The sequence below is a fragment of the Kiloniella sp. EL199 genome (assembly GCF_900313065.1).
GTDB lineage: Bacteria > Pseudomonadota > Alphaproteobacteria > Kiloniellales > Kiloniellaceae > Kiloniella.
Map to the genome: position 1 here is coordinate 562,750 of NZ_OMPU01000013.1, position 24,051 is coordinate 586,800.

23 protein-coding genes and 1 tRNA gene are annotated in these 24,051 nt (G+C 45.7%); 7 read left to right on the forward strand and 17 right to left on the reverse strand.

Going from position 1 to position 24,051, the window contains the following annotated elements:
- Window positions 1–114: 114 nt before the first annotated feature.
- Both cmk and aroA read right to left on the reverse strand, forming a co-directional pair.
- The gene (gene cmk / locus D9A03_RS17485) at window positions 115–756 is read right to left on the reverse strand and encodes a (d)CMP kinase (RefSeq protein WP_120498473.1); all 642 of its coding nucleotides are present in this window, start codon (window positions 754–756) and stop codon (window positions 115–117) included.
- Between the two features lie 56 nt (window positions 757–812).
- Window positions 813–2,138 (reverse strand): 3-phosphoshikimate 1-carboxyvinyltransferase, encoded by a 1,326-nt coding sequence (aroA, locus tag D9A03_RS17490; protein ID WP_120498474.1) that lies wholly within the window; start codon window positions 2,136–2,138, stop codon window positions 813–815.
- 347 nt (window positions 2,139–2,485) lie between these two features.
- On the opposite strand from aroA, the gene D9A03_RS17500 reads away from it, so the two are divergent.
- The gene (locus D9A03_RS17500; protein WP_120498476.1) at window positions 2,486–2,815 is read left to right on the forward strand and encodes an FYDLN acid domain-containing protein; all 330 of its coding nucleotides are present in this window, start codon (window positions 2,486–2,488) and stop codon (window positions 2,813–2,815) included.
- Between the two features lie 117 nt (window positions 2,816–2,932).
- Window positions 2,933–3,008: transfer RNA gene (locus D9A03_RS17505), tRNA-Ala, on the forward strand.
- A gap of 69 nt (window positions 3,009–3,077) precedes the next feature.
- On the opposite strand, the gene D9A03_RS17510 is transcribed toward D9A03_RS17505, so the two are convergent.
- Complete coding sequence (locus D9A03_RS17510) at window positions 3,078–4,046, reverse strand: LysR family transcriptional regulator (protein WP_120498477.1); 969 nt, start codon at window positions 4,044–4,046, stop codon at window positions 3,078–3,080.
- A gap of 124 nt (window positions 4,047–4,170) precedes the next feature.
- Here D9A03_RS17510 and D9A03_RS17515 point away from each other — a divergent pair, with 124 nt between their 5' ends.
- Window positions 4,171–5,163 (forward strand): MBL fold metallo-hydrolase, encoded by a 993-nt coding sequence (locus D9A03_RS17515; protein WP_120498478.1) that lies wholly within the window; start codon window positions 4,171–4,173, stop codon window positions 5,161–5,163.
- Between the two features lie 95 nt (window positions 5,164–5,258).
- Here the strand turns inward: D9A03_RS17515 and hutG are convergent, their stop codons facing one another.
- Window positions 5,259–6,095, reverse strand: a complete 837-nt coding sequence (gene hutG, locus D9A03_RS17520) for an N-formylglutamate deformylase (protein WP_120498479.1) — start codon at window positions 6,093–6,095, stop codon at window positions 5,259–5,261.
- Window positions 6,096–6,188: 93 nt separating this feature from the next.
- Here hutG and D9A03_RS17525 point away from each other — a divergent pair, with 93 nt between their 5' ends.
- From D9A03_RS17525 to D9A03_RS17535, 3 genes are all read left to right on the forward strand, one after another.
- Window positions 6,189–7,571 (forward strand): formimidoylglutamate deiminase, encoded by a 1,383-nt coding sequence (locus tag D9A03_RS17525; protein ID WP_120498480.1) that lies wholly within the window; start codon window positions 6,189–6,191, stop codon window positions 7,569–7,571.
- Window positions 7,568–8,269, forward strand: coding sequence for a GntR family transcriptional regulator (locus tag D9A03_RS17530; protein ID WP_120498481.1), 702 nt, complete (start codon window positions 7,568–7,570; stop codon window positions 8,267–8,269). The genes D9A03_RS17525 and D9A03_RS17530 overlap by 4 nt, the downstream gene beginning before the upstream one ends.
- Before the next feature lie 110 nt (window positions 8,270–8,379).
- Entirely contained in the window at window positions 8,380–8,697 is a 318-nt protein-coding gene (locus D9A03_RS17535; protein ID WP_120498482.1) for a hypothetical protein, read from the forward strand.
- Here D9A03_RS17535 and D9A03_RS17540 read toward each other — a convergent pair.
- The 4 genes from D9A03_RS17540 to D9A03_RS17555 all read right to left on the reverse strand — a co-directional run bounded on the left by D9A03_RS17540 (window position 8,694) and on the right by D9A03_RS17555 (window position 11,680).
- A complete protein-coding gene (locus D9A03_RS17540) occupies window positions 8,694–9,224 on the reverse strand; it encodes a LuxR C-terminal-related transcriptional regulator (protein ID WP_162938224.1) in 531 nt (176 codons plus the stop codon). The genes D9A03_RS17535 and D9A03_RS17540 overlap by 4 nt on opposite strands.
- A 61-nt stretch (window positions 9,225–9,285) precedes the next feature.
- A complete protein-coding gene (locus D9A03_RS17545; protein WP_120498484.1) occupies window positions 9,286–9,810 on the reverse strand; it encodes a cytochrome b/b6 domain-containing protein in 525 nt (174 codons plus the stop codon).
- 91 nt (window positions 9,811–9,901) lie between these two features.
- Window positions 9,902–10,171, reverse strand: coding sequence for a PepSY domain-containing protein (locus D9A03_RS17550; protein ID WP_082130300.1), 270 nt, complete (start codon window positions 10,169–10,171; stop codon window positions 9,902–9,904).
- A gap of 282 nt (window positions 10,172–10,453) precedes the next feature.
- The gene (locus D9A03_RS17555; protein ID WP_120498485.1) at window positions 10,454–11,680 is read right to left on the reverse strand and encodes an aminotransferase class V-fold PLP-dependent enzyme; all 1,227 of its coding nucleotides are present in this window, start codon (window positions 11,678–11,680) and stop codon (window positions 10,454–10,456) included.
- Window positions 11,681–11,958: 278 nt separating this feature from the next.
- Here D9A03_RS17555 and D9A03_RS17560 point away from each other — a divergent pair, with 278 nt between their 5' ends.
- Complete coding sequence (locus D9A03_RS17560; protein ID WP_120498486.1) at window positions 11,959–13,647, forward strand: PAS-domain containing protein; 1,689 nt, start codon at window positions 11,959–11,961, stop codon at window positions 13,645–13,647.
- Between the two features lie 34 nt (window positions 13,648–13,681).
- On the opposite strand, the gene D9A03_RS17565 is transcribed toward D9A03_RS17560, so the two are convergent.
- From D9A03_RS17565 to D9A03_RS17605, 9 genes are all read right to left on the reverse strand, one after another.
- Window positions 13,682–14,644: a carbon-nitrogen hydrolase family protein gene (locus D9A03_RS17565; RefSeq protein WP_120498487.1), complete on the reverse strand. Its 963-nt coding sequence runs from the start codon at window positions 14,642–14,644 to the stop codon at window positions 13,682–13,684.
- A gap of 157 nt (window positions 14,645–14,801) precedes the next feature.
- Window positions 14,802–15,857 (reverse strand): putative transporter, encoded by a 1,056-nt coding sequence (locus tag D9A03_RS17570; protein WP_120498488.1) that lies wholly within the window; start codon window positions 15,855–15,857, stop codon window positions 14,802–14,804.
- Between the two features lie 245 nt (window positions 15,858–16,102).
- Window positions 16,103–16,972, reverse strand: coding sequence for an NAD(P)-dependent oxidoreductase (locus tag D9A03_RS17575; protein ID WP_120498489.1), 870 nt, complete (start codon window positions 16,970–16,972; stop codon window positions 16,103–16,105).
- Between the two features lie 264 nt (window positions 16,973–17,236).
- A complete protein-coding gene (locus D9A03_RS17580; RefSeq protein WP_120498490.1) occupies window positions 17,237–19,633 on the reverse strand; it encodes an ATP-binding protein in 2,397 nt (798 codons plus the stop codon).
- A gap of 117 nt (window positions 19,634–19,750) precedes the next feature.
- Window positions 19,751–20,182: an iron-sulfur cluster assembly scaffold protein gene (locus D9A03_RS17585; RefSeq protein ID WP_120498491.1), complete on the reverse strand. Its 432-nt coding sequence runs from the start codon at window positions 20,180–20,182 to the stop codon at window positions 19,751–19,753.
- Window positions 20,179–21,795, reverse strand: a complete 1,617-nt coding sequence (locus tag D9A03_RS17590; RefSeq protein WP_120498492.1) for an NTP transferase domain-containing protein — start codon at window positions 21,793–21,795, stop codon at window positions 20,179–20,181. The genes D9A03_RS17585 and D9A03_RS17590 overlap by 4 nt, the downstream gene beginning before the upstream one ends.
- A complete protein-coding gene (locus tag D9A03_RS17595; RefSeq protein WP_120498493.1) occupies window positions 21,792–22,469 on the reverse strand; it encodes an XdhC family protein in 678 nt (225 codons plus the stop codon). Before D9A03_RS17595 ends, D9A03_RS17590 begins: the two co-directional genes overlap by 4 nt.
- Window positions 22,466–22,813: an XdhC family protein gene (locus D9A03_RS17600; protein ID WP_216825523.1), complete on the reverse strand. Its 348-nt coding sequence runs from the start codon at window positions 22,811–22,813 to the stop codon at window positions 22,466–22,468. Before D9A03_RS17600 ends, D9A03_RS17595 begins: the two co-directional genes overlap by 4 nt.
- 14 nt (window positions 22,814–22,827) lie before the next feature.
- A complete protein-coding gene (locus D9A03_RS17605; RefSeq protein ID WP_120498494.1) occupies window positions 22,828–24,048 on the reverse strand; it encodes a VWA domain-containing protein in 1,221 nt (406 codons plus the stop codon).
- Window positions 24,049–24,051 lie beyond the last annotated feature (3 nt).

A 24,051-nucleotide genomic window follows, 5' to 3' on the forward strand; every position in this document is an offset into this window, starting at 1 on the left:
GGTTCGCACTATACAGGCCGGCCGGTTTTTCCGGCGGTCTACCCAGGACCATCCCGGGCTAGTAAAATTATACCGAGAGAAACACAGAAAGCACCCGATCAAGATGCCTAGGTTTTAAAGAGAAAGGCGCTCGCTTACGAGTGATCTTGCAACTTCAAAAGCCTTGTTGGCATCCATATCACTGGTGTCCAGATTGACCGCATCTGCAGCTGCCTGTAAGGGGGCTGTAGAGCGATTACGATCCCGCTCGTCGCGTTCACGCAAATCTTCCAGTACGCGGGCGTATATAGACTCATCGCCGCGATCAAGCAACTCTTTATGTCTGCGTTTGGCGCGAACTTCGGGTGTTGCAGAGATGAAGAGCTTTATTTCTGCATCGGGACAGACAACCGTACCAATATCTCTGCCGTCCAGAACAGCACCTAAGTGGTTGTTTGGTGGTGTTTTTGCAAAGTTACGTTGAAATTCCAGCAAAGATTTCCGCACTTCCTGATTGGCAGCAACAATAGATGCTGCCTGTCCAACTTTTTCGTCACGAAGGTCACTGCGATTGATGTCATCTGCGGTAAAACCGTCTGCAACCTTGGCGGCAACAACGGAGTCGTTTGGGTCACTTCCCCGTTCTAAAATCAGGGATGCCACTGCTCTGTAGAGAGAGCCAGTGTCCAGATAAGCAAAGTTCATTGTGGCGGCGAGACGACGCGCCAGAGTTCCCTTGCCAGAGGCAACAGGACCATCAATAGCGATAACAGGCAAAGTCTTTTCCTTTTAAATCCAGCCGATAGTTATTTTGTCAGTTACGGTTGGTAAAACTAACCGATTTGAGCGCCCAGACCGTTCATTAACTTGGCAAAGTCTGGAAAGCTGGTGTCGATTGCATCAGCATCCAGAACTTTTACAGGTTCTTTTGCGGCCATTCCCATGACGAGGAAGCTCATGGCGATGCGATGGTCAAAATGCGTTGTGATGGTACCGCCGCCTTTGACGCCAGCGGGAGATCCTTCAACGATCAGGTAGTCATCACCTTCTTCGCAGGTAACGCCACAGGCTTTGAGGCCATTGGCAACGGCTGAAAGACGATCACTTTCTTTAACACGAAGCTCGCCAAGACCTTCCATGACGGTTTTGCCTTCTGCAAAAGACGCGGCAATTGCCAGAACTGGGTATTCGTCGATCATGGATGGTGCGCGTTCTGCGGGAACGGTGATCCCTTTGAGTTTACTGGCGCGCACAACGAGATCTGCGACGGGTTCTCCTGCTTCAATACGTTCATTTTCCAGGGTGATATCAGCACCCATTTCTTTCAAAGTGATATAAATCCCGTTGCGATGGGGGTTCATGCCAATACCGGGAAGACGAAGTTCAGATCCTTCGTTGATCAAGGCAGCAACGGTCGGAAAAGCCGCTGAAGACGGGTCTGAGGGAACATGCACATCAGCAGCTTTGAGTTCGGGTTGACCTACGATTGTTGTTTCCCGTCCTTCGTCTGTCTGCGTGACGCGAACTTCGGCCCCAAAATGGCGGAGCATAAGCTCGGTATGGTCGCGGGTATGCTCTGTTTCGATTACTGTTGTCTCACCGGGTGTATTCAATCCGGCAAGTAGTATGCAGGATTTTACCTGGGCCGAGGCCATGGGCAATTTATAGCGGATCGGCATGGGCGTTTCGGCACCCTGTACCATCAGCGGAAGGCGTTGACCGGAACGGCAATGAACCTGTGTTCCCATTTCAGCCAATGGATTGGCAACACGGCCCATGGGACGTTTTCTGAGCGATGCATCCCCGGTCATGAAGGTTGTAATGGGGTGGCTTCCCAAAATGCCCATAAGCAATCTGGCTGATGTACCGGAGTTTCCCATATCCAACACATCTTCGGGTTCGCAAAGGCCGCCGATGCCACGCCCTTCTATATGCCAGACACCTTGGTCATCCCGTTCAACATAAGCACCCAAAGCACGCATGGCTTTGGCCGTTGCCAGTACATCTTCGCCTTCCAACATGCCAAAGACGTTGGTTTTTCCAATGGCGAGTGCCCCAAACATGAGGGATCTATGTGAGATAGATTTGTCGCCGGGAACTTTAACCGTGCCTTTGAGTGAAGAACTTGGGGTTGAAGACAGAGACTTGTCGCTGGTCATTAATGTATTCCGTGTTTCGTGTTCCAGATTCGCCCAGCTTTTTGCCTTGCGAATCTGTGGTGTGTTCAAGATCTGATTGGGCTCTTTCGTTACAGAACTTCAATATGCTTTCTGATCTTGAAGAATTGTTTAGAGTTTCTTTTATAGAGGAAGACAGCCTTTTACCAGAGCTTGATATATATAAAGATCAGGCTTGTGCATGACAAAGCGGAGAAGAATTAAAAATTTTTCTCAATATTTAAATTGTCATTCACCCTTTATTGACAGTCTGCGGTGATCATGGCATTTGCAGTTTTTTCGAAAGCCATTGTGTGGTTGTTACAAAATTCTAGTTGGAGGGTCTGGCTGTGAGTAAGCCGGAATGGGGTAGCAAACGTACCTGTTTAAGCTGTAAGGCAAAATTTTACGATTTTAAGAAATCACCAATTGTGTGCCCGAAATGTGGAACTGAATTGGATTTGACTGCAAAATCGGGTCGCCCAAAGCAATCTGCCAAGGCGCAGGCTGAAGAAATAAATGAAGTACAGGATGTTGATCTGGATACATCTGATGACGTTGTAGATTTCCCGGATGAAGAAGAATTGCTTCACATTGACGACGGTGATGATCTGGACCCGGATGATGATGAAGATCTTCAGAGTGTAAGCAGTGCCGCCGGCGGTATCAGCGACGACTAGTCTGATTTGATTCCAACAGGAAGAGTACTTTTCTTTTTGCGAGGGAAAATTTTTCTTGCCAAGGAGGAAAAGACGACATATTTTCCGCCGCATCAGCTGCTTCGCGGCGGATAAATTGGGGCCATAGCTCAGCTGGGAGAGCGCTTCGCTGGCAGCGAAGAGGTCAGGAGTTCGATCCTCCTTGGCTCCACCAACAAAACCCGTCGCCTAAAGCGGTGGGTTTTGTTTATTCTGGACAGTTATTCTTATAAATTTCTCTGCTTTACTTAGAAACATTCAGCAGTTTTTCAGTTGTTTGATCGGTGTCCATGCGCCATTTTCCACCCCGGGCGGGCGTGATGCCGTCAAGATGTATGATGGTTGAAAGCATTCTATCAATAAATACTTCGGCACGTCTGGTCAAAGATTGGCGCGAGGGGTAGAGCAGATAAATCGGCTTGGAAGGAACAGTGTACGACGGTAAAACCTGTTCAAGTTTACCTTCTGTCAGTTGTTCTTTTATCAGAAGGTAAGGAAGCTTTGTGTATCCAATTCCTCTGTTTAAGGCATTCACGATGACATCGGGATTATCAAAGGTATAGTTAGATTGTACTTCTGCCAGAAATTCCTGTTGTTTTTTTTTGAGAATTTGCCTGGTTACTTTTTTTTCATCCCGGTATTGGATCATGGGTATTTTTGCCAGATCCTCTGGTCTTTGCGGGCGTCCATAGCGATCTAGAAAGTCAGGTGTTGCGACCATTATGAGCTGCAAGTCACCGACTTTTCGAGCCAAAGCATCAGATTTTCCGAGTGATCCGACGCGGATAGCCAAATCAATGCGATCCTTCACAAGATCTGCAAGTTGATCACTGAGTTTTAAAGATATATCAAGCTCAGGATACTGGCTTTGAAGTTCGAAAACGATAGGAGCGACAAGGCTTTGCCCGACTGCCAGAGGTGCCGTAATTCGAAGTGACCCGGTGAGGCTTTCATCCAGGTTTTTTAATGCTTCATATAGCTTGTTTACCTGACTCAGGATGTTATCCGCATTGTTGTAAACGACTAACCCGGCTTCAGTAGGTTTTACACCCCGGGATGTTCTGAACAGCAGCTCTTTTTGAAGAATGCTTTCCAGTAGAGTAATCTGCTGGCTAACGGCAGGTTGGCTGATGTTCAATACTTTAGCCGCACCCGAGAGAGAGCCTTTGTCTATGGAAATCATAAAGGTTTGGAAAAGTTGCAGTCGATCCATAGGAATTCCCAAGTATAAGCAGTGCTTATACAAGATATAGGCATAAAGCCTCTCCCGATCCAGAAAAATATACTGATATTAAGCGGTATTGATTTGGATAACTGTGATATCGGGAAATTTCGACATGACACTCTCAAGACGCGATCTATTAAGAAACTCACTTTTGACCGGAGGTGCGGGGCTTGTTGCTTCCATGGCATCGCTTTCCATGCCGACGCCGGGTTTTGCCGCTGCTCCGAAAGCGGGTGTGCAAACCACAGGTGCTTATCGCTTTTCCGTTGGTAATTTTGAAGTAACTGCCTTGCTGGACGGCTATCTTGATGCTGGCTCGGACTTGATTCCCAACTATGCCCCCCAAGTAGCAGAACAGCTTTACAAAGATCAATTCCGAACCCCTCCGGTTGATAAAATCCGGGTCCCTATTAATTCTTTTGTGGTGAATACAGGGGAAAAAATTATCCTGATTGATTCTGGAACCGCGGACAATATGGGACCAACACTTGGACAGTTTACAGATAATCTCAAATCAGCAGGGATCTCCCCTGAATCTGTCGATGCAATTTTGTTAACTCATATGCATGTGGATCATATTTCTGGTATCACTTCTAAAGAAGGAAAAGCACATTTTCCCAATGCAGAACTGATTGCGCATAAAGATGACTGGAATTTCTGGCATGACGACGGTTACATGTCTCAAGCATCTGATTTTATGAAAACAAATTTTATAAATGCCAGAGCAATGTCTGCACCTTACTCGAAGCGTTTGACCCTTATTGATAAAGATAGTGAAATTCTACCGGGCATCGAAGCTGTTGCATTACCAGGACATACGCCCGGACATACGGGGTTCGTTTTACGTTCAGAAAATCAGGAGGTGTTGATCTGGGGAGATGTTGTTCACTTCACGGCTCTTCAATTCCAGCATCCTGAATGGAGTATCGCATTTGATTCAGACATGAAGCAAGCGGAACAAACTCGCCGCAGAATGCTGGATTGGGTGAGTGCAGATCGGGTTGCTGTGCTGGGAAGTCACCTTGATTTCCCTGGTCTTGGACATGTTGCCCGGGACAAGGGAGCTTACAGATACCATCAATCGAGTTGGCAATATCAACTATAATTAAAAGAATTAGGCTGCATGCAGGGAAGTGTGCAGCCCAATTTTTGTATAGTTTGAATAGTCATACCGATATAAGAGGATGTGTACCTAGATCTTTATGAAACCAGCAGCTTTGTTTGAACCAGTTCGGTTAATTTAACCAAGATATCCTTGAGATAAGGGCGCAGTGCTTCTGCTTTTTCCTTATCATAATCGTAGGGTGAATTTTCTTCTCTTAAATGTGTTCGCTGGGCCAGTTCCATTTGAATGGCATGAATGTTGTTCTGTGGCTGACCATAATGCCGGGTTGTCCAGCCACCTTTGAAACGTGCGTTGAGAACGGTACTGTATCCTGATGCGCTATTGCAGATATCCCAAACGCTTTTTTCAATTACACTGTCACAGGTTTCCCCATTGTTTGTGCCTATGTTGAATTCGGGCAATAACCCGTCAAAAAGGAAGGGGATGGTCGATCTGATGGAGTGGCAGTCGTAGAGAATTGCAGTGCCATAAATGTCGCGAATGCGCTGGAGTTCGTTCTGGAGGGCTGCATGATAGGCTGCGTGAAAGTTCTGGCGGCGGCTTTCAATTTCTGCTTCATCCGGTTCACAACCGTCTTTGTAGATCGGCTGGTTATCGAAGTCTGTCACAGGACAGAGGCCCGTCGTGTTTTGCCCGGGATAAAGGCTGATACCGGAAGGGGCGCGGTTGGCATCAATGACATAGCGATGAAAGTTCGCTTTGACGATTGTCACATCCGATAAGAGGTCGGTGTAAAGCCGATCAATATGCCAATCTGTATCAGCAAGTTTTTTCCCATTTGCATTTAGCTTGCTTAAGATTTTTTCGGGAAGCCAGGTTCCTGTGTGGGGCATGCCCAGTACAATCGGGCCATTTCCTCTTGTGACAGTTACTGGAGACACAGGCGTCTCGAGAGTTGCGGCAGAAGGCATGAGAAATACTCTTTTCCTGACTTGATAAGATCTATCTTTATTGTATTATGTCTGCACATAATATTTTGTCAAGCGATGGCGAGGAGCAGTAAAGTGAGACATCTTTGGGCAGAACAGGCACTTACACAAAGTGGGTGGCAGCAAGATGTGCATGTCATCATTGGTGATGACGGAAGAATTTCTTCGGTTGAATCCGGTGTTGCTGCTGAAGCCTCTGTTGTTAAGCAAGGGAATAAACTTGGTGTGCTTTTGCCTTCGCCGGCCAACCTTCACAGTCATGCTTTTCAACGCGCAATGGCAGGGATGACTGAAACCAGGGGGTCGGACCCAAAAGACAGTTTCTGGACCTGGCGAAAACTGATGTATCGCTTTCTGGATCACCTCAGCCCTGGCGATATCGAAGCAATTACAGCTTATATGCAGATGGAAATGCTGGAAGCGGGCTATGCGGCTGTCTGTGAATTCCACTACTTGCATCATCAGCCCGGTGGTGTGGCTTATGATGATATAGGGGAGCTGTCCAACCGTATTACTGCAGCATCAAAGGAAACGGGCATTGGCTTGACGCTTTTGCCTGTTCTTTATGAACACGGTGGGTGCGATGGTCGAGCACTTGGGCCGGGACAAATAAGATTTGGCAATACGCCTGATCGCTTCCAAAAGCTCTTTGAGGCTGCAGCCAAAGAGCTCAAAACATTACCGGATGATACAAAGTTAGGGGTTGCTCCTCATTCTCTTCGGGCGGTGAGCCAAGATGGGATGCGCTTTGCGACAAACCTTGCACCAACAGCACCCCTTCATATGCATATTGCCGAGCAAACGGCAGAGATTGAGGAAATTCAATCAGCCTGGGGTAAGCGTCCCGTAGAATGGTTGTTGGAAAATCATTTTGTGGATGAACGCTGGTGCTTAATACACTGCACGCATATGGAACCACACGAAACAGAAGGTTTGGCTGGAACAAATGCTGTTGCTGGTTTGTGCCCGATTACTGAATCAAGTCTGGGTGACGGTATTTTTGATGGCGTTCGTTATGTCAATGCTGGTGGACGTTTGGGTGTCGGTTCTGATTCCAATATTCGTATCTCACTCTCGGAAGAACTCCGGACATTGGAATACTCACAACGACTGCGTGATCGGGGCCGGGCTGTGTTCGCGACGAAAGGAAAATCAACAGGACGAGTCCTGATGGATGCTGTCGTTGCGGGGGGAGCTCAAGCCGGACAGCGCGAAGCTGGTGCTATTGCTGTCGGGCAGCAAGCCGACCTCTTTGCGTTGGATACGGAGGCCGTTGACCTGTTGGGTAAAAAAGGTGACGAGATTCTGGATAGCTATATCTTTGCTGGCGATGACAAAATGATTACCGACGTCTGGTCTGCTGGCCGTCATCTGGTAAAAGAGGGACATCATATCAAGCGGGATACAATTGTAACCCGATATAAAAATACAATGATGTCATTAAAGGACAGGATTTGACCACAACAGAGATCAATAGCTGGCAAAGTGTAAAAGCCGAAGTTATGCGCCGGATTGTCGAACGGATCTGGTTGCCCGGCGATATGATTCCCAATGAAATTGATCTTGCCGAAGAGTTTGGCTGTGCACGTGCGACGGTAAATCGGGCGATGCGGGCTCTGGCTGAAGAAGGTCTGTTAGAGCGTCGCCGCAAAGCGGGGACTCGTGTGGCATTGAACCCAATTCGAAAGGCAACACTGGAAATCCCGATCACCAGACTGGAAATTGAACAACGGGGATGGAGCTGGCGTCACAATGTTCTGGAAAGGTCTGAGTCATTACCCCCGGTAAGTGTAGCTAGTCGCTTGGGTCTTTCAGACAAAATAGAAATGTTACACGTCCGTAGTCTGCATTATGCAGATACCCATCCCTTCCTCTATGAAGATCGTTGGGTGAATCTGTCTGAAGTTGCAGCTATTCGTGATGTGAACTTGCAAGCGATTGATGCAAACGAATGGCTGGTCCAGAACACGCCGTTAACAAAGGGCGATATTTCTTTCTCGGCGGCGAATGCGACCAAGCAAGAAGCCGAGTTGTTACAAACAAGCGAAGGGGAAGCTATTTTTGTGATAGACCGCACCACATGGAATGGTGATGTTCCGGTAACAATTGTTCGCTTGGCCTATGCACCTGGCTATCGCATGCACACTGAAATTTGAGCGATTTATAGCCGAGTAATTTTCTGTGACATTCTGTCACTTTGTCGTTTGCTGATCGCGTTCTTATTTTAGCGAGTGTTATATATCTGACTAAAATACTGCGAGAATAGATGATTGATACAACAGCGCAAAATTTGTCTTCTTCAATAACTGACAAGCAGTTATCAGATGAACCCAAAATCTTTCGGTTGATTTATGCTGTGCCGTTTATTGGTTCATTTTTCAAAGAGTTACTGGATCCCAATTCGGACGCGACGTTGTATTTCTTACTGAATGTAGTGTTGCTGTGGATTTGCAGCGGGGCTTTCTGGGGACTGCAAGGCGTGTTTGCAGTGGCTTTGTGCCTTGTGCCGATAATGTTTATCGTCATTCTCAGGATAACGCTTGGAAAAGTGCCTGTTTCTGAAACAGATGCTGAAGAAAATTAACTGCTGGCAATCAGTTCTTCGTTCAGAAGCTCTTCGATGAAGAAACTCAAAAGTTGGGACCTTCCGGTTACTTTGGCTTTGTTATAGATGGCGTTGCACTGGGCTTTGACAGTTCCTTCGCGTGTTTGGCGCAAATTTGCGATATCTGTGAAGGACATTCCCTTGATCAGAAACAGGGCAACGTCTTGTTCGGCAGGCGTTAATTTCCATTCTTCAAAATATTGATCGAGCATGGTGATAAAAGCCCCGGAGGCGATTTTTATTTGCTCCTCTATTCGGCGTTGACGCTGGAGCATCTGCTGGATTTGCAAAACCGTAAAGGCGATACTGACCGAGAGTGCAATCACCACAAGCAACTCAATGATATCATGATCAAATCCTGCAAAAATGTCATGAGCAAAGAAAAGATCGCCAATGGCATCGGACAGGAAAAAGAGCGTGCAGATAATTTGTATGATTAACAATCCCCATAATGTTTCGGCTCTTTCATGAAAGGGCTGTGATGTATTATGGAGATTGTCATTCATCAGTTTGCTCTTGTCTGTTTTCATCGTGCCCTGTGTATTGGCTTTGGGGTGTATTGGCTTTTTAGTGTTCGGGTAGGGATTTTTTACCCGTAATCATTGCTTTGACAATATTGATTTTAGATCGTTTTGTCTCCCAGGCAACGCCCAACAGGTGAAACGCGACAGAGAGCATGGTATAATTTGCCAGAAACTCATGAATTTCTTCGAGCCATTTCATTCCCCAGAACATATCTGTTTCAGCAAGAATACCGGTTAAACAGAGTAGTGTAAGTGCCCCTAACAGGTTGAATACCATAAGGGCGCCGAGCGGGTTATGGCCAAGATGAATGTCTTTTTCCCGAAACACGATACTGCGAAGATGTTCTTTTAAACTTGCTTTGCTTGGTGTGAAACTTGTAAAGCGCGCGTGATAACTGCCGATAAATCCCCAAACAAAGCGAAGAGCTAACAATACTAGTAAACTATAGCCAAGATAACCATGAAGCGTACTGCCGTCTTCAGTCAGAAAGAAGTTGGCAAGGAAGAGGATTGCGATACTGCCGTGAAAAAGGCGGATAAACAGATCCCATACTTTTACATCCTGCATGAGGCCTCCGGTAATAACTGTTTCTGATGATAGGAAAAAAGAACGGAGAGGCGATGATACCTCTCCGAGCAGGAGATCGAATGAGAAGAAATTAATCGTCTTCTTCTACTTTGATGATGTTGCCTGTCTGGGGATTAACATAAATCTCGTAGCGAATGCCGTCTTTTAAAGCATAGGCTTCAAGATATTCATCTTCGACTTCGATTTCCCGTACTTCATATCCCTGGGCTTGCAAAAGGCCTGTGATTTCTGTTTCAGATTTTCCGGCATAGGTGCCGTCCAAACTGTGAGCAAAAGCGACCCCGGCGAGCGTGAAGATGCCGATAGAAGAAAAGAGAATGGTTTGTTTTAACTGTTTCATGTTCTTGTCCTTTGGTTTTGTGTTCGTGATGAACAGAACCTGGGGAAGAACAGAGGATAAATCTATTGAACTTTGGCTTATATAGGAGTCTCTATATCAAAAGTTTATGCCCGGTTTATAAGGGTTTATTTGTCGCGCTTGGTTGATTATGATCTTTAATGGCGTGTGATTTCATCACAGAAAACTAGCAGTAAGCGCGAGGAGTGTATATCAAAACACGGTGTCCCTTTCTTGCGATGTAAAACAGGAAAGGGATTTTTGGGGTGAGATCGACGTGTCTATTTATAGAACCTGATCAAGCGCCTTGAGTAATTTCTGGATGTCGTTGGGGCTGGTGTAATGAACAAAAGAAACACGCAGGGCACCCGCTTCAGGGTCCAGGTTCATTCCTTCAAAAAGTCGATAGGAATAAAAATGTCCGCCAGCAGCCATAATGCCGTGTTGTGATAAATTTTCTGCCACAGATCGACCGTCTTGCTTGGTTATAATGGAAATGGTTGGGGCTCTGCCTTCTGGTTTGTCCGGGCCAAGAAGACGTAAATCATTCCGACTTCTGATATATTCAAGTAAGGGAGCCATCAAGGCTTGTTCCTGTGCCTGCAAAAGATCGTGCACATCCTGACCTCGTTTTACTGGGCTTGTTTGTTTGTCGAAGTGATGAGCGTGCACGGCATCAAAGTATTCCGTAATTCCACTGGATGCTGCAACCTGAGCATGATCTGGCCCGGCGGGCACAAATCGTTTGTGGGCAAGGTCCTTGTTAAAGAAATGCCCTTGATAGGCCAACATATCTCTTGTTTCTTGACGAATGACCATTAAACCCTGATGCGGGCCGTATGTTTTATAGAGTGAGAAAAGATAGACGTCTGCCCCAAGGGCCGATACATCGGGGAAGCCGTGTCCGGCATAAGACACACCATCGACAACAACCTTTGCGCCAATTGCATGTGCGCGTGCAGAAATTTCGGCAACGGGATTCACATGGGCAATGATATTTGAACAATGGGGAAAGGTGACGAGACGGGTTTTGTCATTTAGTAAATTGTCGAGATCGGAAAGATCCAGATATCCGGTTTCCGGATTAACACGCCATTCTCTGATGGTTATTCCACGATCGGATAATCTGCGCCAGACGCCAGAATTTGCTTCGTGATCCTGATTGGTGACGATGATTTCATCACCTTGCTGCATCGTGGCGCGAAAAGCCTGTGCCAGTACATAGGTATTCTGGCTTGTGGATGGCCCCAGATCAATTTCAGCTTCTGACACGTTAAGATAGGCGGCAAGATTGATAAGAGCCTGATCCATTTCCTGACCGGCGGTTTCTGATGCCGGAAAGGGGTGATAGGGCTGTAATTTTGTTTTCCGGTAATAGCTGTTCAAGCGGTCAATGACTTGATGGCAAGCATAGGACCCACCTGCATTTTCAAAAAACGACCAATCCTGAAGAGAAGGTTCCTTGAAAGCAGGAAACTGGGCGCGAACAAAGTCTAAATCTAGTGTGGTCATGGACGTCTCTTCTCTCTCGTTTAGTAGCTGCTAAAACCTGAACAATTTCAAACGTACTGGATTATCCCTGAATTTAAGAAATACGGCTGCCGAATGATAGCTTGCTATCTGGGATGGAAATAAAATTGATTTTGTGTTTCTGATTCATATGTAACCGCGTTTATGGATCTGTGGTCAAGAACCACTTTTGGGTGCAACCAATTTTTAACAATTTGTTGTTTATCCTTAATGATTAAGGCTGAAAAACAAGCCACGACAATATTTTCGAGGTCAACAGTATGGGGAACAAGAAGGGTGCTCAGGCAGTGAGTTCTGCAGAGCACGCCAGCCCGCTTTATTTACCAAATCAAGCTGTTGCCTTTTTTGATAAAGATCGCAGGTTGATCGGGTGTGATGACGGCTTCCGGAAGCTTTTAGGTGTAAACAAAAGCCTTGTTGAGCCGAATGCCTGTTTGAATGATATTCTTCTAAAATGTATTGGCAGCGATATACGGGTTCCAGAAAAAGGGGCAGAAGTCGAAATTCTGGATGAATGGCTTCATTTTATGGAAATCGGGCAACCTGTCGTATTTCAAAAATCAAGCCTGAAACTGATCCAACTCAGACTGAACTTTTTGAACAATGGCGGTGTATCCTTACTGGTCAGCGATGCATCTTCGTCGATGGTGGGGGATGTGATTGCAATCGCTGGACAGTTAAAAACCGTTGTTGAAAACATCACTCAAGGTATTTCCCTTTTTGATCGCAACTGTAATCTTGTGCTGTGTAATCAACGTTTTCTAGAGCTTATGGATTTTCCTCAGGAACTTGGTCAACCGGGTACCTCTATGGCAAATCTTTTTCGCTATAATGCCGAGCGAGGAGAATATGGCCCGGGGAACATTGACCATCAGGTTAATGAACGTATGGAACTGGCGTACAGATTTGAGCCACACCATCTGGAACGTACGCGGACTGACGGGACGGTTGTCGAAGTTTGTGGAAACCCGCTTCAGGACGGATTTGTCACGACATACAATGATATCACCGTCCAAAAGAAAATTGCCGAAGCCTTGGAAGAGTCCAATCTCAGTCTTGAACGACGCGTGAAATTACGAACAGCAGAGCTACAGGCAGAATTGCAGACACGTATCAATACGGAAGAGCAGTTGCGTAATGCTATGAGTAAAGAACAGTTGGCAAGCCGGAGTAAAAATGAATTTCTGGCGAACATGAGCCACGAGCTGCGTACACCACTTAACTGTATTATCGGTTTTTCCGAACTTCTTAAAAATGAATCCTTTGGTCCTTTGGGACAGGAAAGATACAAAGACTATTGCGCTGATATCAACAACGCCGGAGTACATTTGTTAGAAGTTTTGAATGATATTCTGGATGTTTCCAAGCTTGAAACAGGGGATATGGGGCTTCTGGAAACAGAAGTTGATCTGTCAGCGATCATCGAATCATCTGTGACGATGTTAAGTAACAGAGCAGATAGTCAAAACATCTCACTTGTCACCGAGATACCGAATGATCTGCCATACCTTTACGCTGATGCACGACGTGTTAAGCAGGTCTTGATTAACTTGCTGTCGAATGCGGTCAAGTTTTCCATTGACGAAGGCGAGGTCATTATTACGGCCTCTGTAGGTAAGAAAGGTAATATTAGTTTGACTGTTGCCGATAAGGGCATCGGGATTAGTGATGAAGATCTGGCCAAGGTTGTGGACCCTTTCCATCAGGTTAGTGAAGCTTTGACACGAAATCATGAGGGAACAGGCTTGGGGCTTCATATCGTGAATTCTCTTGTTGAGTTACACGGCGGACAGGTTGTCATTGAAAGTGAGCTCGGTGTTGGAACGAGTGTTTGTGTCTCTTTCCCTCGAGAGAGAAGTCTGGACCGATTATCAGTTACATCTTCGGTTCAGGAACATAAAGCCAATCAGGATTTAGAGGTCAATTCGGATAACCGACCTCTGCATTGATCGTTTGTAAGTCTGACGTTTGTAAATGTGGCTCTTAGTCCGTAAATTTAACTGTGGACTGCCGTTCCCTGTTTACTGATAGCTGTGTAATATCAGGTCTTGAATAATGCCCGGCGGGATCAAAGTTTTGACGTTCTCTCCGGACCATTTTGTGGTCAATGGTTGCCACGGCTAAACGCTCTTCGCCAATAATAGGTTCGATAACCCACTTGCCATCCGGACCCATCAGACAGCTACCACCATTGGCCAGAAAACCGGTGCTTTCTCCTGCTCGGATAAGGTCAGCATGGGGGATGTTATCGGTGATATTTTCCACGCGCATTAGTCCACAGACAAACATCGTGTAAGAGCGAGACTCTTTGGCGATGAAACCGGGTAAGTCATGTGTGTTGTGATCTCCGCCGGGCCAACAGGAAAAGTGTAGATCTTCGCCTTGTGCATAGAGCGAAGCGCGGGCAAGTGGCATCCAGTTTTCCCAGCAGTTCAGACCGCCAACAGTGAACTCGCCAAGGGCGTGTGTGCACAGGCCGTGACCATCACCAGGAGCCCAGGCCAGTCGCTCTTCATAAGTAGGCATCAGCTTGCGATGGACGGAACCTATCTGGCCTTGTTTATTGATATATACGAGGGTGCAGTAAAGACTATGTCCGGCCCGATCAAGAGGGCGTTCCATTATCCCGACATAGACAGCAATCTCGCGGGCCTTAGCAACGTCGCACAGGGATGCTAGATCACCTCGTTCAATACAGACACCTTCATCCAGATACTTGGCGTGGATTTCCTTTTGAATGTCGTTGTTAAAGCGAGCGCTGTCAGTGCGGTCGAGCCAGAAAGGATAGCCGGGAGCCAAAGCCTCGCCAAAACCAACGAGATCACAACCTTGATCCGCGGCTTGATTTATATAGTCGATGATTTTCTCAAGCGTGGCTTTGCGATTGAGCCATACGGGAGTGATTTGGGCAAGCCCAACGGTCAATAGATCTTTATTGGCAGACATATTAGAACTCCGGATAAAATGAACTTGTCCAGAGTTAAGCACGCTGATTTTAAGGGATCAAAGCTTGATCGGTAGCTGCGGTCTCTTTACCGCAAGAATGTGAAAAAGCCCTCGTTTAGAGGGCTTCTTGCTTGCTCCAAATGATTACGGAGTATTTTTACGTGTATACAGATGAACTGGCTGTCGGTTTTTCAAACCGTCGCAGGTTATGCTCAAATTCGTTCAGTCGACGATAGATAGAACGGAGCTCAGTTATTGTTGTCCAGTTGTGGAGAAACAAAGCAAAGCTGTTATGTACTTTTTGGAACGCGTTATTAACTTGAACTAATACTCCGAGAAGTATTGCTCCTGTAAAGAGGCTTGGTCCCATAACTAAGTATGCAAAAATGACCATAAATTGGTCATAACTATTTACCCATATGTCAAAGTATCCATAGTGCCAGTAGAGCCTTTGGAAATTAAATCTAATACCAGTGAATAGCTCGAATAGATTTTCTGGACGGGCGTGATCTACTTTATTGTCTTCTCCCAATACGAGGTCTTTACGAAATGCAGCTTCTACTTTTTGATTGTTGTACTCTAAACCCGGAAGCTTAATACCAACGAACCATGAGATAATAATGCCGCCTATAGAAACAAATAATGCACACCAAACTAATGAACCTTCATAATCTCTGATAATAGGTATATCAACTTCATCACTGAAGTTCCAAAGTATTGGAATAAAAGCGATTAACGTCATAATGGCACGCACAATCTGTAATCCTAAAGATTCAACAATCCTTGCAAATCTATTACAATCTTCTTGAATGCGTTGCGATGCTCCTTCGATTTCCTCTTCAACGTTACGCCAACGAGGGATAAAGCTAAAAGTCATCGCTTGTCGCCAACGCAACCCATATATACGAGTGAACCACCCTGTAATAGTTGCTATGAGGACATATGGTGCAGCTAGAATAAAAAAGGAAGGTTCTCCTTCGAAACCATTCGTGACAAATTGAGTGCTTAATAATTTGTCATAAAATAATGTTATGCCTTCATCTGGTTTGTCATAATAATCTTTTGCATTTTGCAATAAGTTATAGAACCCTCCGTACCATTTATTTATTGCAACAGTAAATTGTACTTGAATCCAAAGAGATAAAATTAAAATACCCGCCCCACCATAAGCCCAGAGCGCCCATTCTTTGGTTTTATAAAAGCTATGAAACATGTGGTTCTTTCTCTGTGGCCTTTGGAAAATTGATTGTGGCTATCATGGCGATGGCTTGTGGCAGGATCAAGGCTGGATTTATCTGCTACATGCAATAAGGCGTGAAATCACAATAACTTGAAGTGCGATGAACGTTGTTCGCGCTAGAGGACGTCTGTTTTGTCGCAAATCAGCAGGGAATTGAGTGTGTATATAAAAACAGCAGCAAGTTGCTCTGACTTGCTGCTGTTTGGGCCGCTTTACGATTAATCGTTTTGTAGCAGGTGCACCAGACTGGATGTGTCCCAGCGATTACCGCCACGGGCCTGTACCTGTGCGTAAAACTGATCAACAAGGTGGGTCACGGGTAAGCGGGCACCGTTGCGTTTTGATTCTTCGAAACAGATACCAAGATCCTTGCGCATCCAATCGACGGCAAAGCCAAATTCGAACTCGCCCTGACACATGGTTGACCCCCGGTTCTCCATTTGCCAGGAACCTGCGGCTCCTTTGGAGATGACGTCGATGACCTTTTCCATATCCAGATTTGCTTTCTGGCCGAAATTCATGGCTTCACTGAGACCTTGGACGAGGCCGGCAATAGCAATCTGATTAACCATCTTGGTCAACTGCCCAGATCCCACAGGTCCCATCAGGGTAACTGCACGAGAAAAACAATCAGCAACGGGTTTGATGCGATCAAAGGCGGCCTGTTCTCCGCCACACATAACCGTCAGAACACCGTTTTCGGCACCGGCCTGACCGCCTGATACCGGGGCGTCGATAAAGTGGATGGATTTTTCTCGGGCAATTGCATCAAGCTCACGGGCAACATCAGCAGACGCCGTGGTGTGATCGACCAAAACAGTGTCTGGGGTCATCCCGGCGAAGATCCCGTCGTCGCCGAGAACAACAGAGCGCAGATCATCGTCGTTACCGACACAGCAAAAAACAATTTCTGCCCCTTCAGATGCAGCACGCGGTGTTGTGCCACTTTGGCCACCGTGTTCTTTGACCCAGGCGTCAGCTTTGGCACCAGTGCGATTGTAAACGCTGACATCATACCCTTTTGCGGCAAGATGTCCTGCCATAGGGTAGCCCATAACACCCAAACCAATAAACGCAACCTTTGCCATAATCTTGCTCCCTATATTTTTAAGCGGAACTCATGGGATGATTAATTTGGGGCGATCCCGAAGAAAAAGATCAAGCCCGGGTTTATTCCCCAGAGTTTGTTTTATCGAATTGATGAGAGCTTAGGAACTTGAAAGGAATAGGGCAAGAGGCAGGGCACATTGTCCTGTAAATGATAGGGACAATATGTGTATACCAAAAAAAGCACGGAAATTAAAACTGGTGCTTCCAGTGTTCAAAGTCTTATCGCCTGTGATGATCTTTATCTAAGACACCTTTGCAGGGAGATATTGATTGATCACGTTTATAAGAATATCGAAGTCGACAGGCTTCGCTACGTAATCATTCATACCTGCTGCGATGTAGGTATCCCGATCACCTTTCATGGCATTTGCCGTCACGGCAATGATAGGGATTTGCGATTTAGTGCTTTTTAATGCCCGGATTGCCTTGGTTGCCTCTATACCGTCCATCTCCGGCATCTGAATATCCATGAGGATAATATCCGGGTCTTTATGTTTCAGATATTCAAGCGCTTCAATGCCATTAAAGGCGACTTCTGGCTTGTGGCCGCGCTTTGTTAAAAACTTTGTCAGAAGCATCTGATTAATTTTATTGTCTTCGGCGATAAGGATATGGAGTTGCTCATTGTCCGGCAGAGATACAGGTTTGACGACTGTCGCTGCAGGTGCATCCGATGCTACCTCTTCTTGCTTGATAGATTGCTCTGTCTGGATAGGTGCGGCATCTGTTTCTATCGGTTCAACAACCTCTAACGGTATGGTGAACCAGAATGTACTGCCATTTCCCAGGGAACTTTCCAAACCAATCTCGCCGTCCATCTGTTTACTGAGGCGCTTGACGATCGAAAGACCCAGGCCGGCCCCACCATGTTTTCTGGATGAAGTACCGTCAGCCTGTGTGAAGCGCTCGAAAATACGATCCTGATCTTCGTCGCTGATGCCAATGCCGGTGTCTTCTACGGAGCATCTAATCCATTGAGTGCTGCCTGAACGAGGTTTTTCCGGGGAAATCGTAATTTTGATATAGCCTGTATCTGTAAACTTGATGGCATTCCCCACAAGATTGAAAAGCACTTGGCGAAGTCTTGTCGGATCACTCTTTACCCATTCGGGTAATGTTGGGTCGATTTCTGAAATCAGGGCCAAGCTTTTTGACGAGGCTTTCGGGCGTTGTGCTGATGTCACAGATTCCAGAATTTCAGGCAGGCTAAAGCTGCTGATTTCCAGTTTACTTACACCAGCTTCCAGTTTTGAAATATCCAGAATATCGTTAATCAGCAGTATGAGGTGATCGGCAGAATTCTTGATAGAGTTTGTGTATTCCAACTGTTCTTGATCAAGTTCACTTTCCAGAAGCAAGTTTGTCATACCAACGACACCGTTCATCGGTGTTCGAATTTCGTGGCTCATGGTGGCAAGAAATTCTGATTTACTTCTGCTTGCTTGTTCTGCTTCTATTTTTGCTGCGATCAAATTCTCTTCTGTGCGTTGACGTTCTGCGACCTCTTCTTCCAATCGATCATTGGTCTCTTGCAACCAATGGGTTCTGTCTCGAACCTTGTCTTCCAAATCGCTTTGGTACTGACTAATTTCTGATTCCATGGCATCAAAACTTTCCAATGCCAGCAATAGTTCGTTTGATTGAGTTTCTGAAATTGCCTCAGTTGTCAGGGTCTCGCTCATTTTCATGGCGTTGATTTTATTTCGAAGCGTCGCCAGAGGGTTAATGACAATTTTATGGAGCGAGATGACAATGAAGAACAAAGCGATGGCAAAAAAAGCAGCAAGAAGTTGCAAAACCGTAACAATGGCAAATTGACCCTTGTTCAGAATTTCCATGGCATGAGGGTGAACCAGACGCATCAATTTTACATCATTCATGGCAATGATATCGATGTAAGAATAGAGCATATTGTTGTCTTGATCGTCGTACAGACCAATGGCATCAATTTGAAGAGGATCCGAGATAACCGGGACAGGCAGGTTCTGTTTATCTGCGATGCTTTGATCAAGGCTGAAGACGGTATTGAATTCAGCATTTAGATCCTCTGCGATCTTGCTCATGCGAGCCTGATCAAGATATCTACCCGTTATGGCGATCCCGCGTGCCGGGCCGTCTAAATTACTTTTAAGAATAGGATGAGCCGCGAGCATCATTGGGCCACGTGTTGTTTGTGCAAACCCGGCCATGCCATTGTTTGCAATAACAGTCTGAGGAGACATCACGGTTCTGGTTTTGTTGTCGACGAAGGTAATTTCCAGATCACTAAAGGCCTCTGCATCCTTGTCAAACCAACGCCCCCATACGATATCATTGTTCATGTCGTAAAAAGCCATGAGATGAATATCGGTTAACAGAAAGGTATCATCAGGTGCACTGGTTGAAATGAATTCAGGATCTTTTGATACCATGTAGTTATAGGTATCATCCCACACCCCCCAGTCACTGGAATAGATTTTCAAATCTTCCAGTTCATCGTGGAGTGTATTTTGTATCTGTTGTGATCTGTGGATGGTATTTTCGCGATCAAGATCGGCAAACTCTGGCGCCACAACGATGTAGAGAATACTTGCACTTGTCAGAATGAGTACAAGAAATAATATTGCCAGAAGTGAACCAATTTTGCTTTGTATCGACATAACTTTTGCCAGCCTTTCACGTGTTGACTTCGTAACGCACGCACTGGATTTGGAAATCTTGCAGATCAGAAAGCAAAACTTCTATTTATAATCAGAGCAAGTATATAATTGATTGTTTTAATAAATTGTTTCTATTTTCGCGAGTGCCTGAAAGGGAAGCAATACGCAGTTATGTCTGTTTTTGATTGTCGCAACAGGCTGGAAAATATGGAATGATTCCCAATTATTAGGAAGTGATATAGGTAAGTTTTCCTTTAGTTGTGTCCTTAATAGATGATGAATTTCCTGTAATTCCAATAGATTTCGCCCAGAAGAAAGCTCTTTGATAAGTTGTGCAGACGCTTTGCAAAGAGCACAGGATTGGGCTTTGTAACCGATCTCCAGAATAAGATCGTCATTCATCATCATATCCAGCGTAATACGATCTCCACAAAGGGGATTATCATGGACTATCGTGTAATCGGGGTTGTTTAGGCGACAATCACTCATGGCGGCAAGGCGCAGAAGCTCTTTGTTGTAGAGATCTTCATCAGTTATTTGTTCGTTCATTTTGTGTAACTCGTCGCGCGCAGTGTGGATAGTGCTTCTGGGGTATCTATATCGGAAAGCACAGATGTATTCTCCATTGGGACTTCCTGTAAATCGCCGGGATAGTTACCAAGAAGGTGCCGTGCACCGCTGTCACCCTTTAGATTAAGCATCTCGGGAATGAAACTTCTACTCCATAGTACAGGATTTCCCCGCTTCCCTTCAAACGTTGGAACGCAGATTGCTGCACCATTTTCCGGGTCATAGGATTTGATCAATTGATTTAGCTGTGTGCTATGGATCGACGGCATATCACCCAAACAGATCAGGACGGCATCACTGTCTGCTGGCACAGCCATTAATCCTTTGATCAAAGATGTGCTGAGGCCTTCCGAAAAATCAGGATTGTGGACGTATTCGACATCGTTGGACTGCAGACTTTCCACTACTAAACCAGCTTCGTGTCCGGTTACGACAATTGTATGACCGACTTTACTTTCATCAATGTTATCTGCTACCCATTTTACAAGTGGTTTGCCGTGCCATTCCTGAAGGAGTTTATTTTCAGGTCCCATCCTGCGGGATTGTCCTGCGGCCAGCAGAATAGCTGTTACTTTGGGCTGGTGAGATATCGTATCTGAAAGCATTTTTTCTCTTGGTTGTGGGCGTGTTGGAATTTCAGAGAGCAAGCCGCCGCATCCCATTTGCATGATGGTATCTTTTGAGACATCCAACCCGGCGATAATACGTTGTAAAATCCAGTCAAAGCCATTGAGCTTTGGTGATCTGGCGCATCCGGGCAGGCCAATAATGCTAGAACCTGAGTGATGTCCTAACAAGAGCAAATTGCCAGGGTCTACTGGCATTCCAAAATGCTCTATTTCACCGCCCGAAAGTTCCAGCCCTTTGGGCAATGCATCCTGTCTATCTACAATTGCTGAAGCGCCAAAAATTAGTATGAGATCGTGGTGGGTTTTGCGCAGGTTGTTAATCGCGCTAGCAATTGAATCAGTATTATGATCAACGGTCATAACTTCAGAAAGTTCGTTCGCACAGGATTTGAGGCGCTGGTTCACAACCGTTTGGGTTTTTTCCAGAACAGATTTCTTGGTTTGTGGTAACCGGGTCAGGATTAAGCCAGTTTTAAGTTTTCGAAAGGGATGAACTGTAAGTTGGGCTAATCCTCGGGTTTGCTCAAGGGCCTGTGATGATGCCGCTAAGGGAATGATTTTTGCCGTGGCTACAAGCTGATCGGGGTGAACAACTGTGTAAGGAGAGAGTGTTGCCAGAGTGATGGCTTCATCAATCGAATTAATTTTCCCGACTTCTTGTGGTGTGGTTTCAAAGATGCCGTGCTTTGTACTGTAAATGTTACAGCGCCCTGTGAAGGCGGTGCTTGTTTTGATACCATTGCCACTGACAAACTGGCCAAGCTGTGCAGCAGCAAGATCTTCGTGAATATCATGCTCTTCAAGCCGGATCGTTGTTATCGTTACAATATCTGACATAAGCAAATCATCTATATCAGAGGACGTTAGTTGATGTCCTTTACTTAAACATCCTTTATGGGTGTTAATTGAATGTGCAAGATAGGTGCCTTCGGCATCTTTTGTTTTAATTTCTGCGTAGATCACGTCTTGTCCCCATGTCGCAGGGACTTTGTAATTGAGGCAAGAATGGATACCGCGATTTCGGCAGGGTTTTTTGCACCAATGTCCAGTCCTATCGGCCCTTCGATCCGATTCAGATTTTTTAAATGCTCCAGACGGTCAAGGCGTTTGGTGTGGGTTCTTTTGCTACCCAGTGCACCGATGTAAAACGCTTCTGACTTTAAGGACGCTTCCAATGCAGGATCGTCCAGTTTAGGATCATGCGTCAGCAAGACAACAGCCGTTCTGTGATCAGGTTTGAGATCTTCCATGGCTTCATCAGGCCACTCGTTGGTTATTTCACAATTGGGGAAGCGGGCTTTGTTGCCAAACGCACTTCGCGGATCAATGAGAATAACCTCGTATCCTGCTGATTGTGCCATGGGTACTAAAAATTGAGATATGTGAACGGCACCAACTATGATCAACCGTAGCGGTGGATTGAAAACCTGAACGAAGGTTTCCCCGTCTTCAGTTTCAAGGACATAGGATCTGTCATCACGTATCGCTGTTTTGAGGTCATCCAGAAGAGGATGTTGTGTATCGGGCCTTAAGGGGTATATCAGTTTCTGTTCACCGCTTTTCAAATCTGTGAGCAGAACAGCGGTTTCCTTTGCTGCCTTGGCGACATTAAGTTGATCGAGTGTTGTGCGCTTCATGCTTTTTCCAATCGCTCAACATAGACTTGTATTGTACCGCCACAGGCCAAACCAACGTCCCAGGCCTGTTCATCGCCGACACCAAACTCCAGAATACCTGCCTTGCCGTGGTTCATAATCTCTAGAGCTTCTTGAATAACGGCACCTTCGATACAACCACCACTGACGGAACCAAGCATGGTCATATTTTGATCGATGATCATCATGCTGCCTGCCTGACGCGGCGATGAACCCCAAGTCTTAATGACGGTTGCCAAAGCAACTTTACGGCCTTCGTCTTGCCAGACCGCAGCGGTTTTTAACAGATCCTCAGCAGATGTTTCGGTCATACGTTTTTGAGTCATTCCTGATGGGTCCATTATTGTGTAGGGTGTCTATTATTTTGCAGGCTCTCAACTAAATCTTCCAGACTATTTATATTGTGTGCACTTCTAAATTCATCAACGTGAGGCAACATTAATTTAATGCCGCGTGCTTTTGCTTGAAATGCATCATATCTGAGAAGGGGATTTAACCATATAAGCTTTCTACATGATCTGTGCAGTCGATCCATTTCCAGAGAGAGATCATAGGCGCCATCCCTTTCCAAACCATCGGTGATTAAAAGAAGGTTTGCACGCTGTCCTAAAACGCGTCGGGACCAATGGTGATTGAAGTCATGTAATGCGCTGCTGATCCTTGTTCCTCCTGACCAGTCATCAATTTGCTGTCCAACAGCGGCGAGGGCCTCATCCACATCTCGATGTTTCATCTGTCTGGTAATGTTGTGCAATTCAGTTCCAAAGGTAAAGCTATAGATGCGATCACGCGCAGAACTAAGACTGTGAATAAAGTGGAGTAGCATTCGACTGTATTCACTCATAGAACCAGAGATATCGCACAGAATAACCAGCGGGGCTCGTACTACTTTTTTGGCCTTGTATTTTAGCTCAATAATATCTGCGCCCCGCCGCATTGAAGCCTTCATGGTTCTACGGGCATCAATTCGCTGTTTTTGAGTTGACTGAGTAAAGCGTCGTGTAGTGATTTGTTCAGCTGGGAGCTTTAAACGTTTGATAAGATCCAGCGCTCTTTGTTGCTCTTCAACACTCATCTGCTCAAAGTCTTTGTGACGGAGGACTTTTTCATCAGAACTTGTTAATCTTGCGTCAAATTCGACTTCCAGATCGTCTTCTGTTTTCTCTTTTGGAGGAGTGTTTTTCTGTTCTGGTGCGAATGCCTGGCTCACACGTTTCAGAGCTTTGTTTTTTTCATCTTGTGGGGCATTTTCCAGAAAGGTTGTGGGTAACAACAATGATATCGCGCGTTCCAGAAATTCCGGGTTTCGCCAAAAGATATGAAAGCACTGATCGAAAATTTCCTGTTGATCTTTACTCGTGATAAACAGGCAGCGGAAAGTCGCATAGATATCATCTCTTCTGGTGAGGCCGGAAAACTTAATGGCCTCTATAGCTTCTAGAACTCGTGCAGGAGGCACTGGCAAGCCTGCTTTTCTAAGTGTTCTGGTAAAGTGAAGAATGTTTTCTGCCAGATAACCTTCGCCCGGTTGGCTATTTTGATGTGACTGCTTTGGAGGCATAAA

What these genes read in the sequence shown, in the direction of transcription:
- D9A03_RS17535 (WP_120498482.1), top strand. Translation starts at nt 8,380, where the DNA reads ATGATTGATACAACAGCGCAAAATTTGTCTTCTTCAATAACTGACAAG.
- D9A03_RS17560 (WP_120498486.1), top strand. Translation starts at nt 11,959, where the DNA reads ATGGGGAACAAGAAGGGTGCTCAGGCAGTGAGTTCTGCAGAGCACGCC.
- D9A03_RS17570 (WP_120498488.1), bottom strand. Translation starts at nt 15,857, where the DNA reads ATGTTTCATAGCTTTTATAAAACCAAAGAATGGGCGCTCTGGGCTTAT.
- D9A03_RS17595 (WP_120498493.1), bottom strand. Translation starts at nt 22,469, where the DNA reads ATGAAGCGCACAACACTCGATCAACTTAATGTCGCCAAGGCAGCAAAG.
- D9A03_RS17565 (WP_120498487.1), bottom strand. Translation starts at nt 14,644, where the DNA reads ATGTCTGCCAATAAAGATCTATTGACCGTTGGGCTTGCCCAAATCACT.
- D9A03_RS17585 (WP_120498491.1), bottom strand. Translation starts at nt 20,182, where the DNA reads ATGAACGAACAAATAACTGATGAAGATCTCTACAACAAAGAGCTTCTG.
- D9A03_RS17600 (WP_216825523.1), bottom strand. Translation starts at nt 22,813, where the DNA reads ATGACTCAAAAACGTATGACCGAAACATCTGCTGAGGATCTGTTAAAA.
- D9A03_RS17545 (WP_120498484.1), bottom strand. Translation starts at nt 9,810, where the DNA reads ATGCAGGATGTAAAAGTATGGGATCTGTTTATCCGCCTTTTTCACGGC.
- D9A03_RS17605 (WP_120498494.1), bottom strand. Translation starts at nt 24,048, where the DNA reads ATGCCTCCAAAGCAGTCACATCAAAATAGCCAACCGGGCGAAGGTTAT.
- hutG (WP_120498479.1), bottom strand. Translation starts at nt 6,095, where the DNA reads ATGCCTTCTGCCGCAACTCTCGAGACGCCTGTGTCTCCAGTAACTGTC.
- D9A03_RS17555 (WP_120498485.1), bottom strand. Translation starts at nt 11,680, where the DNA reads ATGACCACACTAGATTTAGACTTTGTTCGCGCCCAGTTTCCTGCTTTC.
- aroA (WP_120498474.1), bottom strand. Translation starts at nt 2,138, where the DNA reads ATGACCAGCGACAAGTCTCTGTCTTCAACCCCAAGTTCTTCACTCAAA.
- D9A03_RS17510 (WP_120498477.1), bottom strand. Translation starts at nt 4,046, where the DNA reads ATGGATCGACTGCAACTTTTCCAAACCTTTATGATTTCCATAGACAAA.
- D9A03_RS17550 (WP_082130300.1), bottom strand. Translation starts at nt 10,171, where the DNA reads ATGAAACAGTTAAAACAAACCATTCTCTTTTCTTCTATCGGCATCTTC.
- D9A03_RS17580 (WP_120498490.1), bottom strand. Translation starts at nt 19,633, where the DNA reads ATGTCGATACAAAGCAAAATTGGTTCACTTCTGGCAATATTATTTCTT.
- D9A03_RS17515 (WP_120498478.1), top strand. Translation starts at nt 4,171, where the DNA reads ATGACACTCTCAAGACGCGATCTATTAAGAAACTCACTTTTGACCGGA.
- D9A03_RS17540 (WP_162938224.1), bottom strand. Translation starts at nt 9,224, where the DNA reads ATGAATGACAATCTCCATAATACATCACAGCCCTTTCATGAAAGAGCC.
- D9A03_RS17575 (WP_120498489.1), bottom strand. Translation starts at nt 16,972, where the DNA reads ATGGCAAAGGTTGCGTTTATTGGTTTGGGTGTTATGGGCTACCCTATG.